General features: G+C 63.2%; 21 protein-coding genes. 2 read left to right on the plus strand and 19 right to left on the minus strand.

All coding sequences use genetic code 11. From position 1 onward, the window contains the following. The 18 genes from era to NCS00_RS10170 form a co-directional block, all read right to left on the minus strand. Nucleotides 1–900, minus strand: a complete 900-nt coding sequence (gene era, locus NCS00_RS10085; protein WP_008342088.1) for a GTPase Era — start codon at nt 898–900, stop codon at nt 1–3. 59 nt (nt 901–959) lie between these two features. Further along, nucleotides 960–2072 carry a ribonuclease III gene (gene rnc, locus NCS00_RS10090; protein WP_033537089.1) on the minus strand — a complete coding sequence of 371 codons (1113 nt, stop codon included), beginning with the start codon at nt 2070–2072 and terminating at the stop codon, nt 960–962. A 163-nt stretch (nt 2073–2235) separates the two neighbouring features. Continuing rightward, nucleotides 2236–3129 (minus strand): signal peptidase I, encoded by an 894-nt coding sequence (gene lepB / locus NCS00_RS10095; protein WP_008342091.1) that lies wholly within the window; start codon nt 3127–3129, stop codon nt 2236–2238. A gap of 45 nt (nt 3130–3174) precedes the next feature. Beyond that, the gene (gene lepA, locus NCS00_RS10100; RefSeq protein WP_008342093.1) at nt 3175–4965 is read right to left on the minus strand and encodes a translation elongation factor 4; all 1791 of its coding nucleotides are present in this window, start codon (nt 4963–4965) and stop codon (nt 3175–3177) included. A 135-nt stretch (nt 4966–5100) separates the two neighbouring features. Beyond that, entirely contained in the window at nt 5101–5361 is a 261-nt protein-coding gene (locus NCS00_RS10105) for a glutaredoxin family protein (RefSeq protein WP_008342094.1), read from the minus strand. A gap of 5 nt (nt 5362–5366) precedes the next feature. Further along, nucleotides 5367–6899, minus strand: coding sequence for a DegQ family serine endoprotease (locus tag NCS00_RS10110; protein ID WP_008342096.1), 1533 nt, complete (start codon nt 6897–6899; stop codon nt 5367–5369). A 22-nt stretch (nt 6900–6921) separates the two neighbouring features. Then, complete coding sequence (locus NCS00_RS10115) at nt 6922–7965, minus strand: MucB/RseB C-terminal domain-containing protein (RefSeq protein ID WP_250440012.1); 1044 nt, start codon at nt 7963–7965, stop codon at nt 6922–6924. A 4-nt stretch (nt 7966–7969) separates the two neighbouring features. Further along, on the minus strand, nt 7970–8608 hold the full coding sequence (locus NCS00_RS10120) for a sigma-E factor negative regulatory protein (protein WP_008342099.1): 639 nt from the start codon (nt 8606–8608) through the stop codon (nt 7970–7972). A gap of 81 nt (nt 8609–8689) precedes the next feature. Beyond that, nucleotides 8690–9289: an RNA polymerase sigma factor RpoE gene (gene rpoE / locus NCS00_RS10125; RefSeq protein WP_008342103.1), complete on the minus strand. Its 600-nt coding sequence runs from the start codon at nt 9287–9289 to the stop codon at nt 8690–8692. Nucleotides 9290–9385: 96 nt separating this feature from the next. Beyond that, nucleotides 9386–9841 carry a protein YgfX gene (locus NCS00_RS10130; RefSeq protein ID WP_008342105.1) on the minus strand — a complete coding sequence of 152 codons (456 nt, stop codon included), beginning with the start codon at nt 9839–9841 and terminating at the stop codon, nt 9386–9388. A gap of 31 nt (nt 9842–9872) precedes the next feature. Next, on the minus strand, nt 9873–11111 hold the full coding sequence (gene fabF / locus NCS00_RS10135; protein ID WP_008342106.1) for a beta-ketoacyl-ACP synthase II: 1239 nt from the start codon (nt 11109–11111) through the stop codon (nt 9873–9875). A 143-nt stretch (nt 11112–11254) separates the two neighbouring features. Continuing rightward, the gene (gene acpP / locus NCS00_RS10140) at nt 11255–11494 is read right to left on the minus strand and encodes an acyl carrier protein (RefSeq protein WP_004197638.1); all 240 of its coding nucleotides are present in this window, start codon (nt 11492–11494) and stop codon (nt 11255–11257) included. A gap of 250 nt (nt 11495–11744) precedes the next feature. After that, the gene (gene fabG, locus NCS00_RS10145) at nt 11745–12485 is read right to left on the minus strand and encodes a 3-oxoacyl-ACP reductase FabG (protein ID WP_034473531.1); all 741 of its coding nucleotides are present in this window, start codon (nt 12483–12485) and stop codon (nt 11745–11747) included. Between the two features lie 11 nt (nt 12486–12496). Further along, on the minus strand, nt 12497–13429 hold the full coding sequence (gene fabD, locus NCS00_RS10150; protein WP_250440014.1) for an ACP S-malonyltransferase: 933 nt from the start codon (nt 13427–13429) through the stop codon (nt 12497–12499). A 121-nt stretch (nt 13430–13550) separates the two neighbouring features. After that, a complete protein-coding gene (locus NCS00_RS10155) occupies nt 13551–14540 on the minus strand; it encodes a beta-ketoacyl-ACP synthase III (protein WP_008342249.1) in 990 nt (329 codons plus the stop codon). Further along, nucleotides 14540–15691: a phosphate acyltransferase PlsX gene (plsX, locus tag NCS00_RS10160; RefSeq protein ID WP_033537090.1), complete on the minus strand. Its 1152-nt coding sequence runs from the start codon at nt 15689–15691 to the stop codon at nt 14540–14542. Before plsX ends, NCS00_RS10155 begins: the two co-directional genes overlap by 1 nt. A 138-nt stretch (nt 15692–15829) precedes the next feature. Continuing rightward, complete coding sequence (rpmF, locus tag NCS00_RS10165) at nt 15830–16009, minus strand: 50S ribosomal protein L32 (protein ID WP_008342254.1); 180 nt, start codon at nt 16007–16009, stop codon at nt 15830–15832. A 119-nt stretch (nt 16010–16128) separates the two neighbouring features. Then, on the minus strand, nt 16129–16749 hold the full coding sequence (locus NCS00_RS10170) for a DUF177 domain-containing protein (protein WP_250440015.1): 621 nt from the start codon (nt 16747–16749) through the stop codon (nt 16129–16131). Nucleotides 16750–17071: 322 nt separating this feature from the next. On the opposite strand from NCS00_RS10170, the gene NCS00_RS10175 reads away from it, so the two are divergent. Further along, a complete protein-coding gene (locus NCS00_RS10175) occupies nt 17072–17689 on the plus strand; it encodes a Maf-like protein (RefSeq protein WP_250440016.1) in 618 nt (205 codons plus the stop codon). Further along, on the plus strand, nt 17686–18405 hold the full coding sequence (locus tag NCS00_RS10180) for an SAM-dependent methyltransferase (RefSeq protein ID WP_008342260.1): 720 nt from the start codon (nt 17686–17688) through the stop codon (nt 18403–18405). Before NCS00_RS10175 ends, NCS00_RS10180 begins: the two co-directional genes overlap by 4 nt. Before the next feature lie 2 nt (nt 18406–18407). On the opposite strand, the gene NCS00_RS10185 is transcribed toward NCS00_RS10180, so the two are convergent. Then, a complete protein-coding gene (locus NCS00_RS10185) occupies nt 18408–19370 on the minus strand; it encodes a S49 family peptidase (RefSeq protein ID WP_008342262.1) in 963 nt (320 codons plus the stop codon). Nucleotides 19371–19380 lie beyond the last annotated feature (10 nt).

Consider the following 19380-nt stretch of genomic DNA (forward strand, 5'->3'; position numbering starts at 1 on the left):
TCACTCGTAGCCGTACGCGCGCAGGCCCGCTTCGTTGTCCGCCCAGCCGCTCTTCACCTTGACGAAGGTTTCGAGATACACGGGACCGTCGAAGAGCTTCTCCATGTCAAGCCGCGCCTCGGTGCTGATCTGCTTCAGCTTCGCGCCCTTCTGGCCGATGATCATCGCCTTGTGCATGTCGCGATCGACGAGAATCGTCGCGAACACGCGGCGCAGACGCCCTTCGGTCTCGAACTTGTCGATGAGCACCGTGCTCGTGTACGGCAGTTCGTCGCCGGTCCAGCGGAACACCTTCTCGCGCAGGATTTCGGCGGCGAGGAAGCGTTCGCTGCGATCGGTCAGATCGTCCTCGCCGTAGATCGGCTCGCCTTCCGGCAGATACGGCTTCACGACCGACAAGAGGCGCTTGATGTCGTCGACGTTTTTCGCCGACAGCGGCACGATCTCGCGGAAGTCCCGCAAGGCCGACATCTGCTGCATGAAGGGAAAGAGCGAACTCTTGTCGCCGACGCGATCCAGCTTGTTTGCGATCAGCAAAGTCGGCGTGCCGGTCGGGATCAGATCGAGCACCTTCTGGTCGTCCGGACCGAAGCGGCCCGCTTCGATCACGAAGAGAATCGCATCGACGGACGTGAGCGTCGACGTCACCGCGCGGTTCAGCGAGCGATTCAGCGCGCCGCTGTGACGTGTCTGGAAACCGGGCGTGTCGACGAAAATGTACTGCGCGTCGTCGAACGTGTTGATGCCGGTGATGCGGTGGCGCGTCGTCTGCGCCTTGCGCGAGGTGATGCTCACCTTCTGGCCGACGAGCGCGTTCATCAGCGTCGACTTGCCGACGTTGGGACGGCCGACGATCGCGACCATGCCGCAGCGGAAACCGGAAGAAGTAGGAGCGTTCATAGATGTGTGCGGCAAGAGTCGTTGGGGCGCGGGGGCGCGATGTGCGCTCGATGCGCGCGTCAGTGACCGGCGTCGGCGGCGCGCACGACGCGGCCCGCGGGCGCATCCGCGGCGGCGCTGTTGCGCGTGCCGGCGTCGTCGTCGCGTTCGTCGGACGGCGCGGGCTTGTCCGCATTCGCGCTGCGTTCGGACGTTTGCGTCGCATCGCTTTTCGCCGCTTTCTCCGGCCGGTGAATGACGGCGCGTTCGGGCTTGTCGGCGGCTGCGTAAGCGCCCGCCGACGGCTCGACGTGCGTCGCGCGAATCACGGCGAGCGGCGCGGTGGCCGGGCGTTCCTGCGGCGCCTGCTGCGTGCCGTGCGGTGCATGTTGACGCTCGCGACGATCGGGCGACCGCAGATCGAGCGCCGCCTGAATGCCGGTGACGCCGGGCACCACTTCGGGCTCGACCTGCTTCGCCGCGCGCGCGCCCTTGCGCTTCGGCTTCATGCCGAGCGTCGGTGCAGCGGCCATCACTTCGTCGAGCGCCTTCTTCGCGGCAGCCTGCTCGGCGGCGCGGCGGCTCGCGCCGGAACCGGACACTTTCACGTCGAGTTTCGGCACCGTGCATTCGACTTCGAACTGCTGATTGTGCGCGGCGCCGTGCGTTGCGATAACGGTGTAAGTCGGCAACGCGATCTTGTGGCCCTGGAGATATTCCTGCAGAAGCGTCTTCGCATCCTTGCCGATGGTGCGCGGATCGATGTGATCGAGCACCGGCGTGTACAGCCGCTTGATGACGGTGAAAGCGGCGTCGAAACCGCCGTCGAGGAAGATGGCGCCGAAGATCGCTTCGAGCGTGTCGGCGAGAATCGACGGACGGCGAAAGCCGCCGCTGCGCAATTCGCCTTCGCCGAGCCGCAAGCCTTCGGACACGTTCAACGCCTGCGCGATTTCGTAAAGCGACTGCTGTTTGACCAGATTCGCGCGCACGCGCGACAGGTCGCCTTCGTCGAGTTTGCTGAATCGTTGGAACAAAAGCGCGGCCACCACGCAATTTAGAACGGAATCGCCGAGAAATTCGAGCCGTTCATTGTGCGTGGCGCTGTGACTGCGGTGGGTCATCGCCTGGCGCAGCAATTCCGCATTGCGAAATTCGTACCGCAGCCGGCTTTCCAACGGAGAAGATGGCATGGAGAGAGTATAACGCGGGCGCGCGGGCGGACGATTCCGCCGGACCGCGCCGGAAAACGCGTGGCGAGACGGTGTTAGCCGCGCTTCTTCACGCCGTTTCGAAGCTTGTTTTAAGAATGAGCAACGCCGGCTGTCTCAGGAGACGAGCCGGCGTGATGTGTGTTTACTGGAAAGCGCCGATGCGCTTGAGATTGCTGAAGTTCATCCAGATGAAGAAGGCGCGCCCGACGATGTTCTTGTCCGGCACGAAGCCCCAGTAGCGGCTGTCCGCGCTGTTGTCGCGGTTGTCGCCCATCATGAAGTAGTTGCCCGGCGGGACTTTGCACGTCACGCCCTGAGCGTTGTAATTGCAGTTGTCGCGGAACGGGAAATCGTCCGCGCCGACGATGAACGGCGGCACTTGCGGATTGTTCAGGATCGCGTTCTTGCGGCCGTCGAGATCTTCCTCGAACTGCTTCGCGTAACCGATGCGCTCGTCGTCGAAATAATCGGGCAGCGGCGTCTCCGGCACCGGCTTGCCGTTGATCGTGAGCTTCTTGTCTTCGTACGCGACGGTATCGCCCGGCAGGCCGATCACGCGCTTGATGTAGTCGACCGATTCGTCCTTCGGATACCGGAACACGACGACATCGCCGCGCTTGAGCGGGCTGCCGTTGGTCATCTTCGTGTTCGTGATCGGCATGCGCAGGCCGTATTCGTACTTGTTCACGAGGATGAAGTCGCCGACGAGCAGCGTCGGCACCATCGAGCCGGACGGAATCTTGAACGGCTCGATGATGAACGAGCGCACGACGAATACCGCGAGAATCACCGGGAAGAAGCTCGCCGTGTATTCGAGCCACCACGGCTGGCGCAGCTTGTCGTCGTGCAGGCGGGCGCGCGTCTGCGGGGCGTTCTCATCGGCGAAACGCTCGCCGACGCGCTCCTGCTGGCGATCGAACTCGGCCACCGCGGCGTCGGCGGCGCGGCGCCGTTGCGGCAGAAACACCAGCTTGTCGAGCACCCAGGCAATACCCGTCAATACGACGAGGATCAAAAGAATCAATGCGAAATTCATCAATCGCTTCCGGTTGTTATCGTTGTTTGCTTCGCCGTGCGCGCGTTACTCGTCGACGCGCAGAATCGCCAGGAAAGCCTCTTGCGGGATTTCGACAGAGCCGACCTGCTTCATGCGCTTCTTGCCGGCCTTCTGCTTCTCGAGCAGCTTCTTCTTGCGCGAGATGTCGCCGCCGTAGCACTTCGCGAGCACGTTCTTGCGCAGCGCCTTGATGTTCTCGCGCGCGATGATGTTCGAGCCGATGGTCGCCTGGATCGCCACGTCGTACATCTGACGCGGAATCAGTTCGCGCATCTTCGACGCCACTTCGCGGCCGCGATGCTGGCTCTGCGAACGGTGCACGATGACCGACAGCGCATCGACCTTGTCGCCGTTGATGAGCATGTCGACCTTGACGACATCCGCCGCGCGATATTCCTTGAACTCGTAGTCCATCGACGCATAGCCGCGCGACGTCGACTTCAGGCGGTCGAAGAAGTCGAGCACGATTTCCGCCATCGGGATTTCGTAGGTCAGCTGCACCTGACGGCCGTGATACTGCATGTTGATCTGCGAGCCGCGCTTGGCCGTACACAGCGTAATGACCGAGCCGACATATTCCTGCGGCATATACAGATTCACGGTGACGATCGGCTCGCGCACTTCCTCGATCTTCTGCGGCTCCGGCATTTTCGCCGGATTCTCGACCATGATGGTCGTGCCGTCGCGCTGCTCGACCTCGTAGATCACCGTCGGCGCGGTGGTGATGAGGTCCATGTCGAATTCGCGCTCGAGACGCTCCTGCACGATTTCCATGTGCAGAAGGCCGAGGAAGCCGCAACGGAAACCGAAGCCGAGCGCCTGCGACACTTCCGGCTCGAACTGCAGCGACGCGTCGTTGAGCTTCAGCTTTTCGAGCGATTCGCGCAGCGCGTCGTACTGATTCGCCTCGACCGGATAGAGCCCCGCGAACACCTGCGGCTTCACTTCCTTGAAGCCCGGCAGCGGCTCGGTGGCCGGACGGCTCGCGACCGTGACGGTATCGCCCACTTTCGCGGCCGTCAGTTCCTTGATGCCCGCGATCACGAAGCCCACCTGCCCCGCCGACAATTGCGCGAGATTCGTGGACTTCGGCGCGAACACGCCGACATGCTCGACCGGGTATTGCGCGCCGGTCGCCATCATCTTGATCTTGTCCTTCGGCTTGAGCGTGCCGTTGACGATACGCACCAGCATCACGACGCCGACGTAGTTGTCGAACCACGAGTCGATGATGAGCGCCTGCAGCGGCGCGTCCGGATCGCCCTCGGGCGGCGGCACTTTCGCGATCAGCGATTCGAGCACGTCCTCGACGCCGAGACCCGTCTTCGCGCTGCAATGGACGGCGTCCGCGGCCTGAATGCCGATCACGTCCTCGATTTCCGCGATCGCGTTTTCGGGGTTCGCGGCCGGCAGATCGATCTTGTTGAGCACCGGCACGACTTCGACGCCGAGTTCGATGGCCGTGTAGCAGTTCGCCACCGTCTGCGCTTCGACGCCCTGCGACGCATCGACGACGAGCAGCGCGCCTTCGCACGCGGATAGCGAGCGGCTGACTTCGTAGGAGAAGTCGACGTGCCCCGGCGTATCGATCAGGTTGAGGTTATAGACGCGGCCGTCGCGCGCCTTGTAGGTCAGCGCCGCGGTCTGCGCCTTGATCGTGATGCCACGTTCGCGCTCGAGGTCCATCGAATCGAGCACCTGCGCTTCCATCTCACGGTCGGACAGGCCGCCGCACAACTGGATGATGCGGTCAGCGAGCGTCGACTTGCCGTGGTCGATGTGCGCGATGATCGAGAAGTTACGAATATGATCCATTCAGTGCCGATCGTGCCAAAAAAAGCGAAAAAGGCGCGCCCTCACCAACGCGGAGCACGCCTTGAAAATTTGGGGAAAACTTGAGCATTTTAGCCGAAAACGGGGGTGCCCCGGCGGATTTCGCCTGCGCCGCCCTCACCGACCGCGCGCGAGCAGCGCTGCGTGTACCGCGTCGGCGTCGAGCCGGTACTGGCACAGCTCGACGCCATCGAGCGCCAGAACCGGCACGCGTTCGTCGTAGCGCGCTTCGAGCAGCGGATCTTCGTCGATGTCGATCCATTCGATCGGAATGCCGTGTTGCGCGGCGATTGGCTCGAGTTCGGCCCGCATGTCCTCGCACAGATGGCACCAGGCGCGCCCGTACAGAATGAAGGCCGCGCCTGGCTTCGACGTCATCGCGCTTATTTCTGCGCCGGCACGCGCGGGCGCACCGGCACGAACTGCGTGTTGTCGCCGCGACGCACGAGAATCGCGACCATCTTGCTCGCGTCGAGGCCCTGCGCGACTTCCTGGAACTGCTTGGCGCTCGTGATATCCGTATCGCCGATACGCATGATGATGTCGCCCTTCTGGAAGCCCGCGCGTGCCGCCGGTCCCTCGACGGCATCGACCTGAACGCCGCTCGACAGCTTGAGCGCCTTCTTTTGATCTGCCGGAATGTCGCTCACCGCCATGCCGAGCGAATTGCTCGCGCGCTCCTTCGGCTGCGGCGGTTTCTTCTGCTCGGTCTTCGCGACCTTGTCCGGCTGCATTTCGGCGACCGTGATCGACAGATCGCGCGTCTGGCCCTTGCGCCAGATCGTGAGCGTGGTCTTTGTGCCGGGCTTCGTATCGCCGACCATGCGCGGGAGATCGGTCGCGGTCTCGACGTTCTGACCGTTGAACTTGAGGATGATGTCGCCTGGCTGCACGCCGGCCTTGTCGGCCGGCCCGCCCGATTCGACGCTCGACACGAGCGCGCCCTGCGCTTTCGGCAAGCCCAGCGAATCCGCGACGTCCTTCGTCACTTCGCCGATCGCCACCGCGATGCGCCCGCGCACCACCTTGCCCGACGTCTTCAGCTGATCGGCGACGCGCATGGCTTCGTCGATCGGAATCGCGAACGAGATGCCCATGAAACCGCCCGTGCGGCTGTAAATCTGCGAATTGATACCAATCACCTCGCCCGCCATGTTGATGAGCGGACCGCCCGAGTTGCCCGGATTCACGGCGACATCGGTCTGGATGAACGGAAGGTAATCGCCCGTATCGCGCCCCTTCGCGCTGACGATGCCCGCGGTCACGGTGTTGTCGAGGCCGAACGGCGAACCGATTGCGAGCACCCACTCGCCGACGCGCACCTTGTTCGAATCGCCGATGGTGATCGCCGGCAGGTTCGATGCGCTGATCTTGACGACGGCGACGTCCGTGCGCTCGTCGACGCCGACGAGACGCGCCTTGAATTCGCGCTTGTCCGTGAGCGTGACGTAGATGGTGTCGGCATCGTCGACGACGTGTGCGTTGGTCATCACGTAGCCATCGGTCGACAGGATGAAGCCGGAGCCGACGCCGCTGCTCTGCTCCGAGTTGTCCTGGTTGTCGTCGGGCGCGTTGCGGCTGCCGCCCTTGCCCTGATCGCCCTGACTTCCGCCGCCGTTATTTCCGCCGCCGCCTCCACGAGGCGGCTGACCCGGCATCGGAATGCCGAAGAAGCGTCGGAAGAATTCGGACATGTCGCCTTCATCGAGACCGGGCGGCAGGCCGCGCAGATCGCTGCCCGAACCGACGCGCGAGGTCGTGCGAATGTTCACGACCGAGGGCCCCACCTTGTCGACGAGCGTCGTGAAGTCCGGCAGGTTCACCGTGGGCACCGCTGACGCAGATTGCGATACGAACGGCAGGCACACGGCGAGCGCCGCGGCCGCGATGAACTTGCGCAGCGAGAAGTTGCTCATAGGTTGGAGGCCGGGATCTGGATTACTTGGAAGGCTTGTATTCTATGGTAGAAGCAAATTGCTGCAATGTGGCTTGCGGCACTTCACCCAGCAAGGTGATCCAGAAATCCCCGCGGCGCTTCACCAGAACGTGCGTCGCTCCACTATTCCCCGCGCCTTCCTTGCGCGTGTTTTTCTCCACCGGCTCGACGAAAACCGAGATCGTCGCGAGGCCGTCGGAGAACACGGCCTGATCGACCGGAATCGGCGGCTGGCCTTGCTGGCTCGACGCCATCGGACGGCGCAACTCGCGAATCTTGCGAAAGCCCGCGATAGTCGGCGTCAGTTGCCAGCCCTGCGCTTCCATGTCGACTGCCTGCACGGGCGGCCGCACGACGGTCCAGCCCGACGTGTTGCGAATGCCGTTCGCGATCGGCGCCTTGTCGATCGGCCCGCCAATACGCACCTGAGAGAAAGAAAGCTGCTCGAGGACTTGCCGGTCCGGATCGAGCGTTTGCGCGCGCAGCAGCAAGCCGGTTTTCGCATCGGCCCACAGCTTGTAGGCAAAACGATAGGAATCTTTCGGATCGAGCTCCAGCACCTGGCTTTCGATCCCCGCGACGCGGTCCGTGCCCAACAGCTTCGGATCGTAGACGGAAAGCACCTGATCGCCACTCGTCGACAACAGCGCCGGGAACGAATCCCGGTTCTGCCGATGCTCGACCACGAGCAGATGACGCTCCGGCACGAAGGTGAACATGTCGTCGTCGTGACGCAGCATCTTGCGCGGCGCGCCGTCGAGACTTTCGAGCGATTCGTATTCGCCGTCACCGCGCGTGGCGACGTGCGTAATGCGCGACGACTGCACCGTCGCGCCACGCTGGTAGACGAACGTGCCCTCGTAATTCTGCTGCTGGGCCGCTTCGTGGATGCGGTTGAGCAGAGTGGCGGCTGTCTTGCGGGCGGTGGCGGGATCGTCTCCCTGAGCGAACGAGCTCGTTGCCGCCGTCAACAACGCGGCTGCGCAGAGCATCAATGCCGGCAGCCGCCCCCAATATCTTGTTTTATTCAACCGCACACTCAGCATCAAATTATTGGCCTTGCGTTATAGCCGCCGCGCGAATCAGGGGCATCGAACCGGGCATCGCGGGCTGCTGGGAGAACTGCTGATGCGCTTCGAGATACTGATCGAGATTCGCGTCGCGGATGATGTTCGCTTCGACGATCGGCGTACGCGTGGTCACCGCGGGCACCGACGCGAGCGCCACCCGCTGCATCGACGAATCCGCCGGCGCGACGCTCGCCACCTGCGCGCCCGAGTTGCGATCGACGCCTTGCAGCTGCGGCACGACGATCCATGTCAGCGTAGCGGCCGCCGCGGCAACCGCGAAGGCCGGCATCACGCGACGGCGCAACATGCCGCCCCGCGCTTTCGTCGTCACGCCCGGCAATGCAGCCGGCGCGAGTACGTGCGCCTCAGCTTCGAAACGTTCGGAGAATGCGGCCATGAACGCGCTGCTGCGCGCCGGGCTGACCGCGAGATCGTCGGAGCGCAAGGCGTCGCCGATCAGGTGATATTCCGACCACGCCGCGCGTTCGTCGCCTTTCAGATCCGCGAGAAACTGGCTGATGCTGCCAATTTCGCCGAGCGCTTCGCCGTCGACGAAAGCCGACATGCGCTCGCCGCGCGAACCCGCCTGTGTTTGATTCTGCACCGAGACCGACCCCATGATGCTCCCCATCTTTGACCACACCCCGTTGTGACACCACCAACCCAGATATCGCGTCCCTGCCCCGAGGGTTTTCGCCGCCTACCAGCGTTTGCCTTCGGGAGTGTCCAACAACGGACGCAATTTTGCCGCAATGGCTTCGCGAGCACGAAAAATTCTCGATCTGACGGTGCCGATCGGGCAATCCATCATTTCGGCGATTTCCTCGTAGCTCAGTCCTTCAATCTCCCGAAGCGTGATGGCGGTGCGCAATTCCTCGGGCAGCAACGCCATCGCGGCGTTGACAGTCTGAGCGATCTGCTTGCTCATCAACATCGACTCGGGCGTGTTGATATCCCTTAGTTGGTCCGCGTCGGAGAAAGTTTCCGCTTCTTCTGCATCGGCTTCGGTAGAAGTGGGAGCGCGGCGGCCCTGAGTTGCAAGATAGTTTTTTGCCGTATTGACAGCAATGCGGTAAAGCCAGGTGTAAAACGCCGATTCGCCGCGAAACTGCGGCAGCGCGCGGTAGGCCTTGATGAAGGCGTCCTGGGCGACGTCCTCGACCTCGGCGGGGTCGCGCACGAGGCGCGAGATCAGTCGAATGATCTTGCGGTGGTATTTGGCGACCAGCAGTTCGAACGCGGCCTTGTCACCCTTCTGGACACGTTCGACCAGCAATTGGTCGATTTCTTTTTCACTCACCTGGGAAATCCGATTAGCTTGGGGAAGTTGCGCGGACGGCTATTGTAGCGTTACCGCCTGTAAGGCTACCGGAACGCTCATGCGCCGTTACAGTCGTTACAGGTGGGACGCTGCGGCGCGGCGAGCCTGGACCGAGAGCTGGCGGAAGGTGTCGGCATCGACGGAATCGGCCGCGACGACGAGCGTTTCGCGCCGCCCGCGCGTATCGCAAAGCGTCAACGCGATGAGGCGTCCGCTCCATTGCGCGCACCCAGCGATGCTCGTGTGGCGCATCTCGCCGCTTCGGTTCCAGATCGTGATGCCGTCGGAAAGAAGGCCAATCGCCGATGGCTGGGCGTTCATCCACCGGTACGACGCCAGCCCGAGCACCGCCAGCGCCGCCGCGCAAGCCACGGCGGCGTGCCCCGCGTGCTCCGCATGCGCGAAAACGCACTGGAACACCGACGCTCCCGCAACGGCTACGAAGCCGAGCATTGCGCCCCGCAAGAAACGCGACGGCCGCATCGCGACGCCTGCGTCACGATGCGGCCGATTCACACACACGCTCGCCATATGGATCCCCGCAATGACGAGCGCGCCGTGCTCAGTGGCGCTTGAAGACGAGCGAGCCGTTCGTGCCGCCGAAGCCGAACGAGTTCTTGACCGCCACGTCGATCTTCATCTCCCGCGCGGTGTTCGCGCAGTAGTCCAGGTCGCACTTCGGATCCTGATTGAAGATGTTGATGGTCGGCGGCGACACCTGATTGTGGATCGCCAGCACGGTGAACACCGACTCCAGGCCGCCCGCGCCGCCCAGCAGGTGGCCGGTCATCGACTTGGTGGAGTTCACGACGACCTTCTTCGCCTGATCGCCGAGCGCACGCGTGATGCCGATCGTCTCCGCGATGTCGCCGAGCGGCGTCGACGTGCCGTGCGCGTTGACGTAGTTCACTTCATCGGGATTGATGCGCGCGTTCTTCATCGCGTTGACCATCGCGCGGCGGCCGCCGTCGCCGTCTTCCGGCGGCGCGGTCATGTGATACGCGTCGCCGCTCATGCCGTAGCCGAGCACTTCCGCGTAGATCTTCGCGCCGCGCTTCTTCGCGTGCTCGTACTCTTCGAGCACCATCACGCCCGCGCCTTCGCCGAGAACGAAGCCGTCGCGGTCGGTGTCCCACGGACGGCTCGCCGTCGCGGGATCGTCATTGCGCTGCGAGAGCGCGCGCGCTGCCGCGAAACCGCCGATGCCGAGCGGGGAAACCGTGGCTTCCGCGCCGCCCGCGATCATGACGTCCGCGTCGCCGTATTCGATCAGTCGCGACGCCTCGCCGATGCAGTGCAGGCCGGTGGTGCAGGCCGTGACCATCGACAGATTCGGGCCTTTCAGACCGAAGCGGATCGAAAGATGGCCGGAGATCATGTTGATGATCGACGCCGGCACGAAGAACGGCGAAATGCGGCGCGGGCCGCGATTGAGCAGTTCGGTTTGCGTGACTTCGATCATCGGCAGACCGCCGATGCCCGAGCCGACCACGACGCCCACGCGCTCCGAGTTTTCATCGGTGATTTCGAGGCCGCTGTCCTGCATGGCCTGCACGCCCGCGGCGAAACCATAATGGATGAACGTATCCATATGGCGCGCCTCTTTGGCGGGCATGTAGTCTTCGATATTGAAGCCCTTCACCTCACCGGCGAAACGCGTGGAAAAGTTCGTCGCGTCGAACTTCGTGATATTGGCGATGCCCGACTTGCCCGCGACCAGATTGGCCCAGCCGTCGGCAACAGTATTGCCGACAGGCGATACGAGCCCAAGGCCTGTAACAACAACTCGACGACGGCTCACGGTAACCCCTTATCCATAGAATGACGAAAAACAAAAGCCACAGCGGCCACAGGAAACCGCCCTGTGTGCCCTGTGGCTGTCAAATCGGTTTGCAGCGACGATGCATCGAGCTGATTGACGATGAGTCGCTGGCGCGTCCGGCCTTAGGCCTTGACGTTGGCGCGCGCGTAGTCGATCGCTTGCTGAACCGTGGTGATCTTTTCGGCCTCTTCATCGGGAATTTCCATGCCGAATTCGTCTTCCAGCGCCATGACGAGTTCGACCGTATCGAGCGAGTCAGCGCCCAGATCGTTCACGAACGAAGCTTCGTTCTTGATTTCGGCTTCCGCCACGCCCAGTTGTTCGGCGACGATCTTCTTCACGCGCTGTTCGATGTTGTCCATGCAGCCCTCCGAGGGGAAAAAAGTTCAAAAATACAAGTGCGCGCATTTTATCAGGTTTGGACCCGCAAAATACGACGCGTCAGTTCCATGCTCCACCGTGTCCTGCCCTTCATCAAGAGGGCGGCGGCCGGCATTGCATCGATTCTTCACTGCCGCGCGAAAGCGGTACGCACGTTGCTCTTTCGAGCATTTTGCGCGCCCGTTCCGGCGCGGATATTAAGCGAAATTCTGCGAAATGCCTATTAAGGCCTTACATGTACATGCCGCCGTTCACATGCAGCGTCGTGCCGGTGATGTAACCGGCGAACGGCGAGGCCAGGAATGCCACAGCATGCGCGATATCTTCGGGCGCGCCCAGTCGGCCAAGTGGGATAGACGCGGTGAGCGCGGTGCGCTGCTCTTCCGGCAGAACCTTGGTCATGTCGGTGTCGATGAAACCGGGCGCGATGCAGTTCACGGTGATGCCACGGCTGCCGATCTCACGCGCGAGCGCGCGCGTCATGCCGGCGACGCCAGCCTTTGCCGCCGCGTAGTTGGCCTGGCCAGGATTGCCCGACGAACCCACCACCGACGTGATGTTGATGATGCGGCCGCCGCGCGCCTTCATCATCGGGCGCAGCACCGCGCGCGAAAGACGGAACACCGCGCGCAGGTTCGTATCGATGACGGCGTCGAACTCGTCGTCCTTCATCCGCATCGCGAGCTGATCCTTCGTGATGCCCGCATTGTTGACGAGCACGTTCAGCCCGCCGAATTCCTTGACGATGCCGTCGATGAATGCATCCGCCGCGGCGGCGTCGTTCACGTTCAGCACCGCGCCACGGCCCTTGCCGCCCGCTTGCTGCAACGCTTCGCTGATGCCCGCAGCACCGCTTTCGCTCGTCGCCGTGCCGATGACCGTCGCGCCCTGCTTCGCGAGTTCGAGCGCGATCGCGCGTCCGATGCCACGCGACGCGCCCGTGACGATTGCTACCTGGTTTTGCAGATTCATGTTGTTCGTCCTTAGCCAGCGATCAGTTTGCGCGTTTCTTCGAGCGATGCCGGATCGAAGATCGAGCCGCCGACGAGATTACCGTCGATACGCTTCGTCAGGCCCGCGAGCACCTTGCCCGGACCGCATTCGATGACGTGCGTGATGCCGTCTTTCGCCATCGCCTGCACGCACTCCACCCAGCGCACTGGACCGGCGGCCTGACGCACCAGCGCGTCCTTGATCGCGGCGGGATCGGAGACGATCGCGACATCGACGTTATTGATCAGCGGAATCTGCGGCGCCTTCACTTCGACGTTGGCGAGATAGTCGCGCAACTGATCCGATGCGGGCTTGAGCAGCGAAGAGTGGAACGGCGCGGACACAGGCAGCGGCAGCGCACGCTTCGCGCCCTTCGCCTTCGCCAGCTCGCACGCTTTCTCGACGGCCGCCTTCGAACCGGCGATGACCACCTGCGCCGGCGCATTGAAGTTCACCGCTTCGACGACGCCCGCCGACGAGGCTTCAGCGCACACGGCGCGCACGGTGTCGTCGTCGAGGCCGAGGATCGCGGCCATGCCGCCTTCGCCGACCGGCACCGCGTTCTGCATCGCCTGCGCGCGAAAACGCACGAGCGGCACGGCGTCCGCGAACGCGAGCGCGCCCGCCGCGACGAGCGCGGTGTATTCACCGAGGCTGTGACCAGCGACGAGCGCAGGCTTCAGGCCCGTCTCCTTTTCCCACACGCGATAAATCGCATACGCGGCCGTCAGCATGACGGGCTGCGTGTTCGTCGTCAGGTTCAGCTCTTCTGCCGGGCCTTCGGCGATCAGCTTGCCGAGATCCTGGCCGAGCGCGTCGGAAGCCTGCTGTACGGTCTCGCGCACGATCGCGTGATCGGCGAATGAGTTGAGCATGCCGATGGACTGCGAGCCTTGTCCGGGGAAAACGAACGCAAATTTCATATCGTCCTCGTTGATTGGAATGATCCGCGATGTCCTCATGGACCGCGCGCTGGAGGAGCGCGCGGGGTCAGCGATGAAGAGGGATCAGTTACGAATTGGGTAGAGGGATCTGATCGGCGAATCAGTAGCGGATGACCGACGCGCCCCACGTGAAGCCGCCGCCCACGCCTTCGATGAGAATGTTGTCGCCGCGCTTGATGCGGCCGTCGCGCACCGCGACGTCGAGCGCGAGCGGAATCGATGCCGCCGACGTGTTGCCATGCTCGCCGACCGTCACGACCATGCGCTCCGGCGGCAGATGCAGCTTGCGCGCCGTACTTTGCATGATGCGGATGTTGGCCTGATGCGGAATCAGCCAGTCGATGTCTTCAGGCGTGAGCTTCGCCTTGTCGAGCGCTTCGAGCGCGACCTTTTCGAGCACGTTGACCGCGAGCTTGAACACCGCTTGCCCGTCCATGTGCAGGAACGCGCTGCCCTGAACCACGCCGCCGTTCACGTTGCCCGGCGTGCAGAGAATGTCCGAATAGCTGCCGTCCGCGTGCAGCGCGCTCGACAGCACGCCCGGCTCATCGGACGCCTGGAGGATGACCGCGCCCGCGCCGTCGCCGAACAGCACGCATGTGGTGCGATCGTTGAAATCGAGAATGCGCGAGAACGTCTCCGCGCCGACGACGAGCGCCGTGCGGTTCAGGCCGCTGCGAATGAAGCTGTCCGCCGTCGCGACGCCGTAGGCGAAGCCGGAGCACACCGCCTGCACGTCGAAGGCCGCGCCGTTGTTCTTGATGCCGAGCTTGTTTTGCAACAGGCACGCCGTGCTCGGGAACACGAAGTCAGGCGTGGAAGTCGCGACGATGATCAGATCGATCGATTGCGGATCGATGCCCGCCGCCTCGATCGCCTTCTGCGAAGCGATCAGCGCGAGATCGCTCGTGGTTTGATCCGGTGCTGCGAAATGTCGCGCGTGAATGCCGGTGCGCGCGACGATCCATTCGTCATTGGTCTCGACGCCCTGCTTCGCGAGACGGTCCGCCAAGTCCTGATTCGTGACACGCTCGGACGGCAGATAGCTGCCGGTGCCCAGCACGCGAGAGTAAAGATTGGATTGAGCCATTATGCCTTCGAATGTAGCGCAGTACCGGACTCGCCCGGCGGGTTCGGCTGCGAGTTTGGCTGTGGGTTCAGCTGTGAAGCGGCCTGCTGGATCGATTGATCCGCGGCCGCCGACGCGGGACCGTTCGCGTCCGCCTCGCGCGCGGCGGGAGCGTTTTCTTCCATCGCGCGCACCAGGCGTTCGAGCACGCCATTTTTGACGGCATCATACCCGCGTTTGATGGCCCACTCAAACCCGAAGGCCTCGGCCGAACCGTGACTTTTGATTACAAGCCCGCGCAGGCCGAGCAAGGCCGCGCCGTTATATTGCGCCGGATCGACACGCCTCTTGAAACGCTTCAGCACGGGCAGCGCGACGAGCGCCATCAACTTCGAGGCGAAGTTGCGGCTGAACTCTTCCTTGATCATGTCGGCGAGCATTTTCGCGAGACCTTCGGAGGTCTTCAGCGCGACATTGCCGACGAAGCCGTCGCACACGACGACATCGGTCGTACCTTTATAGATGTCGTTGCCTTCCACGTTGCCGTAGAAGTTGAGCGTGCTCGCGCGCAGCAGCTCGCCCGCGCGCTTGATCGTTTCGTTGCCCTTGATGACTTCTTCGCCGATGTTGAGCAGACCGATCGTGGGCCGTTCGCGCCCTTCGATCGCCGATACGAGCGCGTGGCCCATCTCCGCGAACTGCAGCAGATGCTCGGGTTCGCAATCGACGTTGGCGCCCAGGTCGAGCACCGTGGTGTAGCCCTTCTGGCTCGGCATCGCGAACGCAATGGCAGGCCGCTCGATACCGGCGAGCGTCTTCAGCACATAGCGCGACACCGCCATGAGCGCGCCGGTGTTGCCGGCGGAAATGCAGGTCTGCGCCTCGCCCTCTTTCACGAGATTGAGCGCGACGCGCATCGACGAATCTTTCTTCTTGCGCAGCGCGACTTCGACCGGGTCGTCCATCGCGACGACTTCGCTGGCGGGAACGACGGTCAGACGCGGCTCGTCGGAAGCCTTGTACTTCTTGAGCTGAGCGCGGATGGGCTGCTCGAGACCGACGAGCATCAGGTGCGCGTCGGGATGCGAGCGCACGAAATTGACGGCAGCGGGAACGGTCACGGCCGGACCGTGGTCGCCTCCCATGCAGTCGATGGTTATCTTTACAGTCATGGAACGCGACGAATTTCGGACACAAAAAAGCGGCAGTGAAATGCCGCCTTCTCGTCGTACCGGGAAAGTGTCAAGAGCGAGTTGCGCCCGCGCGCCCGTGGAATGATTCCGGCGGGCGCATCGAGCGTCGATGAACGCTTAGTCGTTCTTCGTCTTGATGACTTTCTTGCCACGATAGTAGCCGTTCGGGCTCACGTGGTGGCGCATATGCACCTCGCCCGTGCTCGGCTCGACAGCCAGCGGAGCCGTCGGGAGGAAGTCGTGGGAACGGTGCATGCCGCGCTTCGACGGCGACTTCTTGTTTTGCTGAACTGCCATGATTACTCCAGAAAAATTTTGCGAATTCTAACACAGCCCGATCCGCCGACAGCCCTCGGCCGTTCGGCCATCGGGTGCGCACATCGCGCTACCAGTTTGTTGCGTGCTACAAAACCATTTCAGTGCTTCTTGCCGTCGGAGCCGCCCTTGAGCTTCTCCAGCACGGCAAACGGATTCGGCTTTTCGTCCTCATCCGTCACACCGCTTTCATCCGGCTCGTCGTCCGCCGTGCCCGGAAGCAGACTTTCGTGCGTCTCGGGACATACGTTGTGCTTGGGCACGAGCGGCAAGGACAACAACAACTCCTCTTCGATCAAGTCGACGAGATCGAACTGGCGCGAGCCCACGATCACTTCGACTTCATCGTCGTCGAGCGGAAATTCGTCCGCTTCTTCTTCCGTCGCCACGATCCGATATGTCGCATCGACATCGAGATGCTGCGAATACGGCTGAAGGCAGCGCTGGCACGTGAGCCACACCGAACCGTGCACCGCAAGACGCAGATACGGCTGCGGCGCCTCCGTGCCGTCGTCCTGCAATTCCGGCTGGGTCGAGCCCTCGCCTTGCCAGGTGAACACGGTATCGCCGTCTGGCACATCAGCCGGCACTTCGGCTAACATGCGCGGCATCTGCGACACACGCAGCGCGCCGGCCGATTGCCTGCCGCTCTTGGCGAATTCGTAAATGTCGAGCGCGCGCGGATCGGCGGGGCTCACAGGTTTGCCAGGATTCTGAGTCATGTGCGCTCCTGCTTGGCCTTACTTGGGTTAGTGCTACCGGTGAGTGCTCAGTATGCACCGCGACTCGGCTTAAATGCAGCTTCGATGCAGGCCCGACTTGCCCGAATTTGCCCCAATGTGCATCTGGCCGGCATCATGCTGTCTGACCTCGTGCTTTCTGACTCTTCGGCTCGACCGGTTTCATCGATGACAGGAGAGCCTTCGCCCGCGCACGTACCGATGAAAAGCCCAAAATCATATCGGCTTTGTTCTTTCGAGTCAAATACTTAAGGGCTGAATCGCAGCCCGTCGTTTTTACACCCTTTTTTGCCCGGTTCGTCTCATGTCTGAAGCTTCGAAATCGCCGCCACGCCTGATTCTGGCGTCCAGTTCACCTTATCGGCGCGAATTGCTCGAACGCTTGCGCATTTCGTTCGACGTCGTGTCGCCCGATATCGACGAAACGCCGCTCGCCAACGAAACGCCCGAAGCGACCGCGGTTCGGCTCTCGATCGCCAAGGCGCGTGCGGCGGCCGGACGGAGCGGCAACGACGCGAACGCCCTCGTGATCGGCTCGGATCAGGTGGCGACCTTCGACGGCAAGCAGATCGGCAAGCCCGGCACGCACGAGAAAGCCTTCGCCCAGCTCCAGGCGATGCGCGGACGCAGCGTCGAATTCCACAGCGCGCTTTGCCTGTTCGACAGCCGCACGGGCGACGCGCAATCCGCCGATATCGTCACGCGCGTGCGGTTTCGTCGCTATTCGGACGCCCAGATCGAGACGTACCTGCGCGCCGAAACGCCGTACGACTGCGCCGGCAGCGCCAAGGCGGAAGGCCTGGGCATCGCGTTGCTCGAAGCGATCGAATCCGACGATCCCACCGCGCTGATCGGCCTGCCGCTGATCGCGCTGACCGGAATGCTCGCGAACGCCGGCTATCCGGTGCTGGAGGCGGCATGAGCGGCGTTCTCTATCTGATTCCGAACACGCTCGGCGAAGGCGACGCCGACGCGCTCGCCCAAGTTCTGCCCGAACCGGTGCGCGGGCAGGCGGCCGCGCTCGCGTACTACATCGGCGAAAACGCCAAAACGACGCGCGCCTTTCTGAAGAAAGTGGGCACCGAACGTCCGATTCAGGAAATCGAGGTGCGCGAGCTGAATGTGAACACGCCGCCAGCGGAAATCGACAAGCTGCTCGCGCCGATCCTCGCCGGCACCGACGCCGGCCTCGTCTCCGAAGCGGGCTGTCCCGCCGTCGCCGATCCCGGTGCGTTGCTCGTGCGGCGCGCGCATCAGCGTGGCGTGAAGGTCGTGCCGTTCGTCGGACCGAGCTCGATCTTGCTCGCGCTGATGGCTTCCGGCATGAACGGACAGAGCTTCGCGTTCAACGGCTATCTGCCGGTCGATGCCGGCGAACGCGCGAAACGGCTGCGCGAGCTGGAGCAACTGTCGCGCAAGGCCAATCAGACGCAGATTTTCATTGAGACGCCCTATCGCAATAAGGCGATGCTCGACGCGCTCATCGCTGGCTGCGCGCCGTCGACGCTCATTTGCGTCGCCGTCGATCTGACGCTGCCGGGTGAAAACATCGTCACGCGCACGGCGGCCGATTGGAAGAAGCAGGCCGCGCCGGACCTGCATAAGCGCCCGGCGATCTTCCTCTTGCTGGCTTCGTAAACTCAGCGCAACTGAGGCTTGCCGCCGAGCGTGAGCGCGCGCATTGCGGCATCGCCCACGGATGCGCCGAAGCGCCGCACCACACGCTCGCTGATGCTTTCCTTTTGCGTGTAATCGACGATATCCGGCTGCTTGATGACCTCGCGCGCGACATAGCTGGCGTCGCCGAAACCATCGGCGAGACCGAGCTCGACGCTCTTTTCGCCGGTCCAGAACATGCCCGAGAACAGCTCCGGATCGTCCTTCAGACGCTTGCCGCGCCCGAGCTTCACGGCATCGATGAACTGCGTGTGAATTTGATCGAGCATTTCCTGCGCGTGCGCGTTCATCGCGGGCGTTTCCGGCGAGAACGGGTCAAACGCGCCCTTGTTCGCGCCCGACGTGTGCATGCGGCGCTGGATGCCGAGCTTGTCCATCAGGCCCGTGAAGCCGAAGCCGTCCATCAGCACGCCGATCGAGCCGACGATGCTCGCGCGGTCGACGTAAATCTTGTCCGCCGCCGCCGCGACGTAATAGCCGCCCGACGCGCACATGTCGTCGACGACCACGTACAGCGGCGTCTTCGGATACTTCGCGCGCAGCCGCCGGATTTCGCCGTTGATGATTCCCGCCTGCACCGGACTGCCGCCCGGACTGTTGATGCGCAGAATCACGCCCGCCGTGTTCTCGTCCTCGAACGCGCTCTGTAGCGCACCGTCGATGTTGTCGGCGCTGGCATCGCTGTTCGCGGAGATCTCGCCCTGCAGGTCGATCAGCGCCGTGTGCTTGCCAGCCTTCGCGGCACGATCGCCGGTGAAATCGAACACGCCCCAGGCGATCAGCGCGATCACGCCGAGAAACAGGAAGCGAAAGAAGATGCGCCAGCGACGCGCGGCGCGCTGCTCGCGAATCGCGGCGAGCGCGATGCGTTCGAGCGCTTCGCGCTCCCAGTTGTCGTTATTGCGCGGCGGAATGTTGTCGGACATGCGTCGTGGA

It is taken from the genome of Caballeronia sp. AZ1_KS37 (assembly GCF_023631165.1).
In the GTDB taxonomy this organism is placed as follows: Bacteria; Pseudomonadota; Gammaproteobacteria; order Burkholderiales; family Burkholderiaceae; genus Caballeronia; species Caballeronia zhejiangensis.

Coding starts and splice junctions, on each gene's coding strand:
- NCS00_RS10105 (WP_008342094.1), bottom strand. CDS start 5,361: ATGACGTCGAAGCCAGGCGCGGCCTTCATTCTGTACGGGCGCGCCTGG.
- rnc (WP_033537089.1), bottom strand. CDS start 2,072: ATGCCATCTTCTCCGTTGGAAAGCCGGCTGCGGTACGAATTTCGCAAT.
- NCS00_RS10185 (WP_008342262.1), bottom strand. CDS start 19,370: ATGTCCGACAACATTCCGCCGCGCAATAACGACAACTGGGAGCGCGAA.
- rpmF (WP_008342254.1), bottom strand. CDS start 16,009: ATGGCAGTTCAGCAAAACAAGAAGTCGCCGTCGAAGCGCGGCATGCAC.
- NCS00_RS10110 (WP_008342096.1), bottom strand. CDS start 6,899: ATGAGCAACTTCTCGCTGCGCAAGTTCATCGCGGCCGCGGCGCTCGCC.
- fabD (WP_250440014.1), bottom strand. CDS start 13,429: ATGAAATTTGCGTTCGTTTTCCCCGGACAAGGCTCGCAGTCCATCGGC.
- NCS00_RS10130 (WP_008342105.1), bottom strand. CDS start 9,841: ATGGCGAGCGTGTGTGTGAATCGGCCGCATCGTGACGCAGGCGTCGCG.
- NCS00_RS10115 (WP_250440012.1), bottom strand. CDS start 7,965: ATGCTGAGTGTGCGGTTGAATAAAACAAGATATTGGGGGCGGCTGCCG.
- fabG (WP_034473531.1), bottom strand. CDS start 12,485: ATGAATCTGCAAAACCAGGTAGCAATCGTCACGGGCGCGTCGCGTGGC.
- acpP (WP_004197638.1), bottom strand. CDS start 11,494: ATGGACAACATCGAACAGCGCGTGAAGAAGATCGTCGCCGAACAACTG.
- plsX (WP_033537090.1), bottom strand. CDS start 15,691: ATGACTGTAAAGATAACCATCGACTGCATGGGAGGCGACCACGGTCCG.
- NCS00_RS10175 (WP_250440016.1), top strand. CDS start 17,072: ATGTCTGAAGCTTCGAAATCGCCGCCACGCCTGATTCTGGCGTCCAGT.
- lepB (WP_008342091.1), bottom strand. CDS start 3,129: ATGAATTTCGCATTGATTCTTTTGATCCTCGTCGTATTGACGGGTATT.
- NCS00_RS10155 (WP_008342249.1), bottom strand. CDS start 14,540: ATGGCTCAATCCAATCTTTACTCTCGCGTGCTGGGCACCGGCAGCTAT.
- NCS00_RS10170 (WP_250440015.1), bottom strand. CDS start 16,749: ATGACTCAGAATCCTGGCAAACCTGTGAGCCCCGCCGATCCGCGCGCG.
- NCS00_RS10120 (WP_008342099.1), bottom strand. CDS start 8,608: ATGGGGTCGGTCTCGGTGCAGAATCAAACACAGGCGGGTTCGCGCGGC.
- NCS00_RS10180 (WP_008342260.1), top strand. CDS start 17,686: ATGAGCGGCGTTCTCTATCTGATTCCGAACACGCTCGGCGAAGGCGAC.
- era (WP_008342088.1), bottom strand. CDS start 900: ATGAACGCTCCTACTTCTTCCGGTTTCCGCTGCGGCATGGTCGCGATC.
- lepA (WP_008342093.1), bottom strand. CDS start 4,965: ATGGATCATATTCGTAACTTCTCGATCATCGCGCACATCGACCACGGC.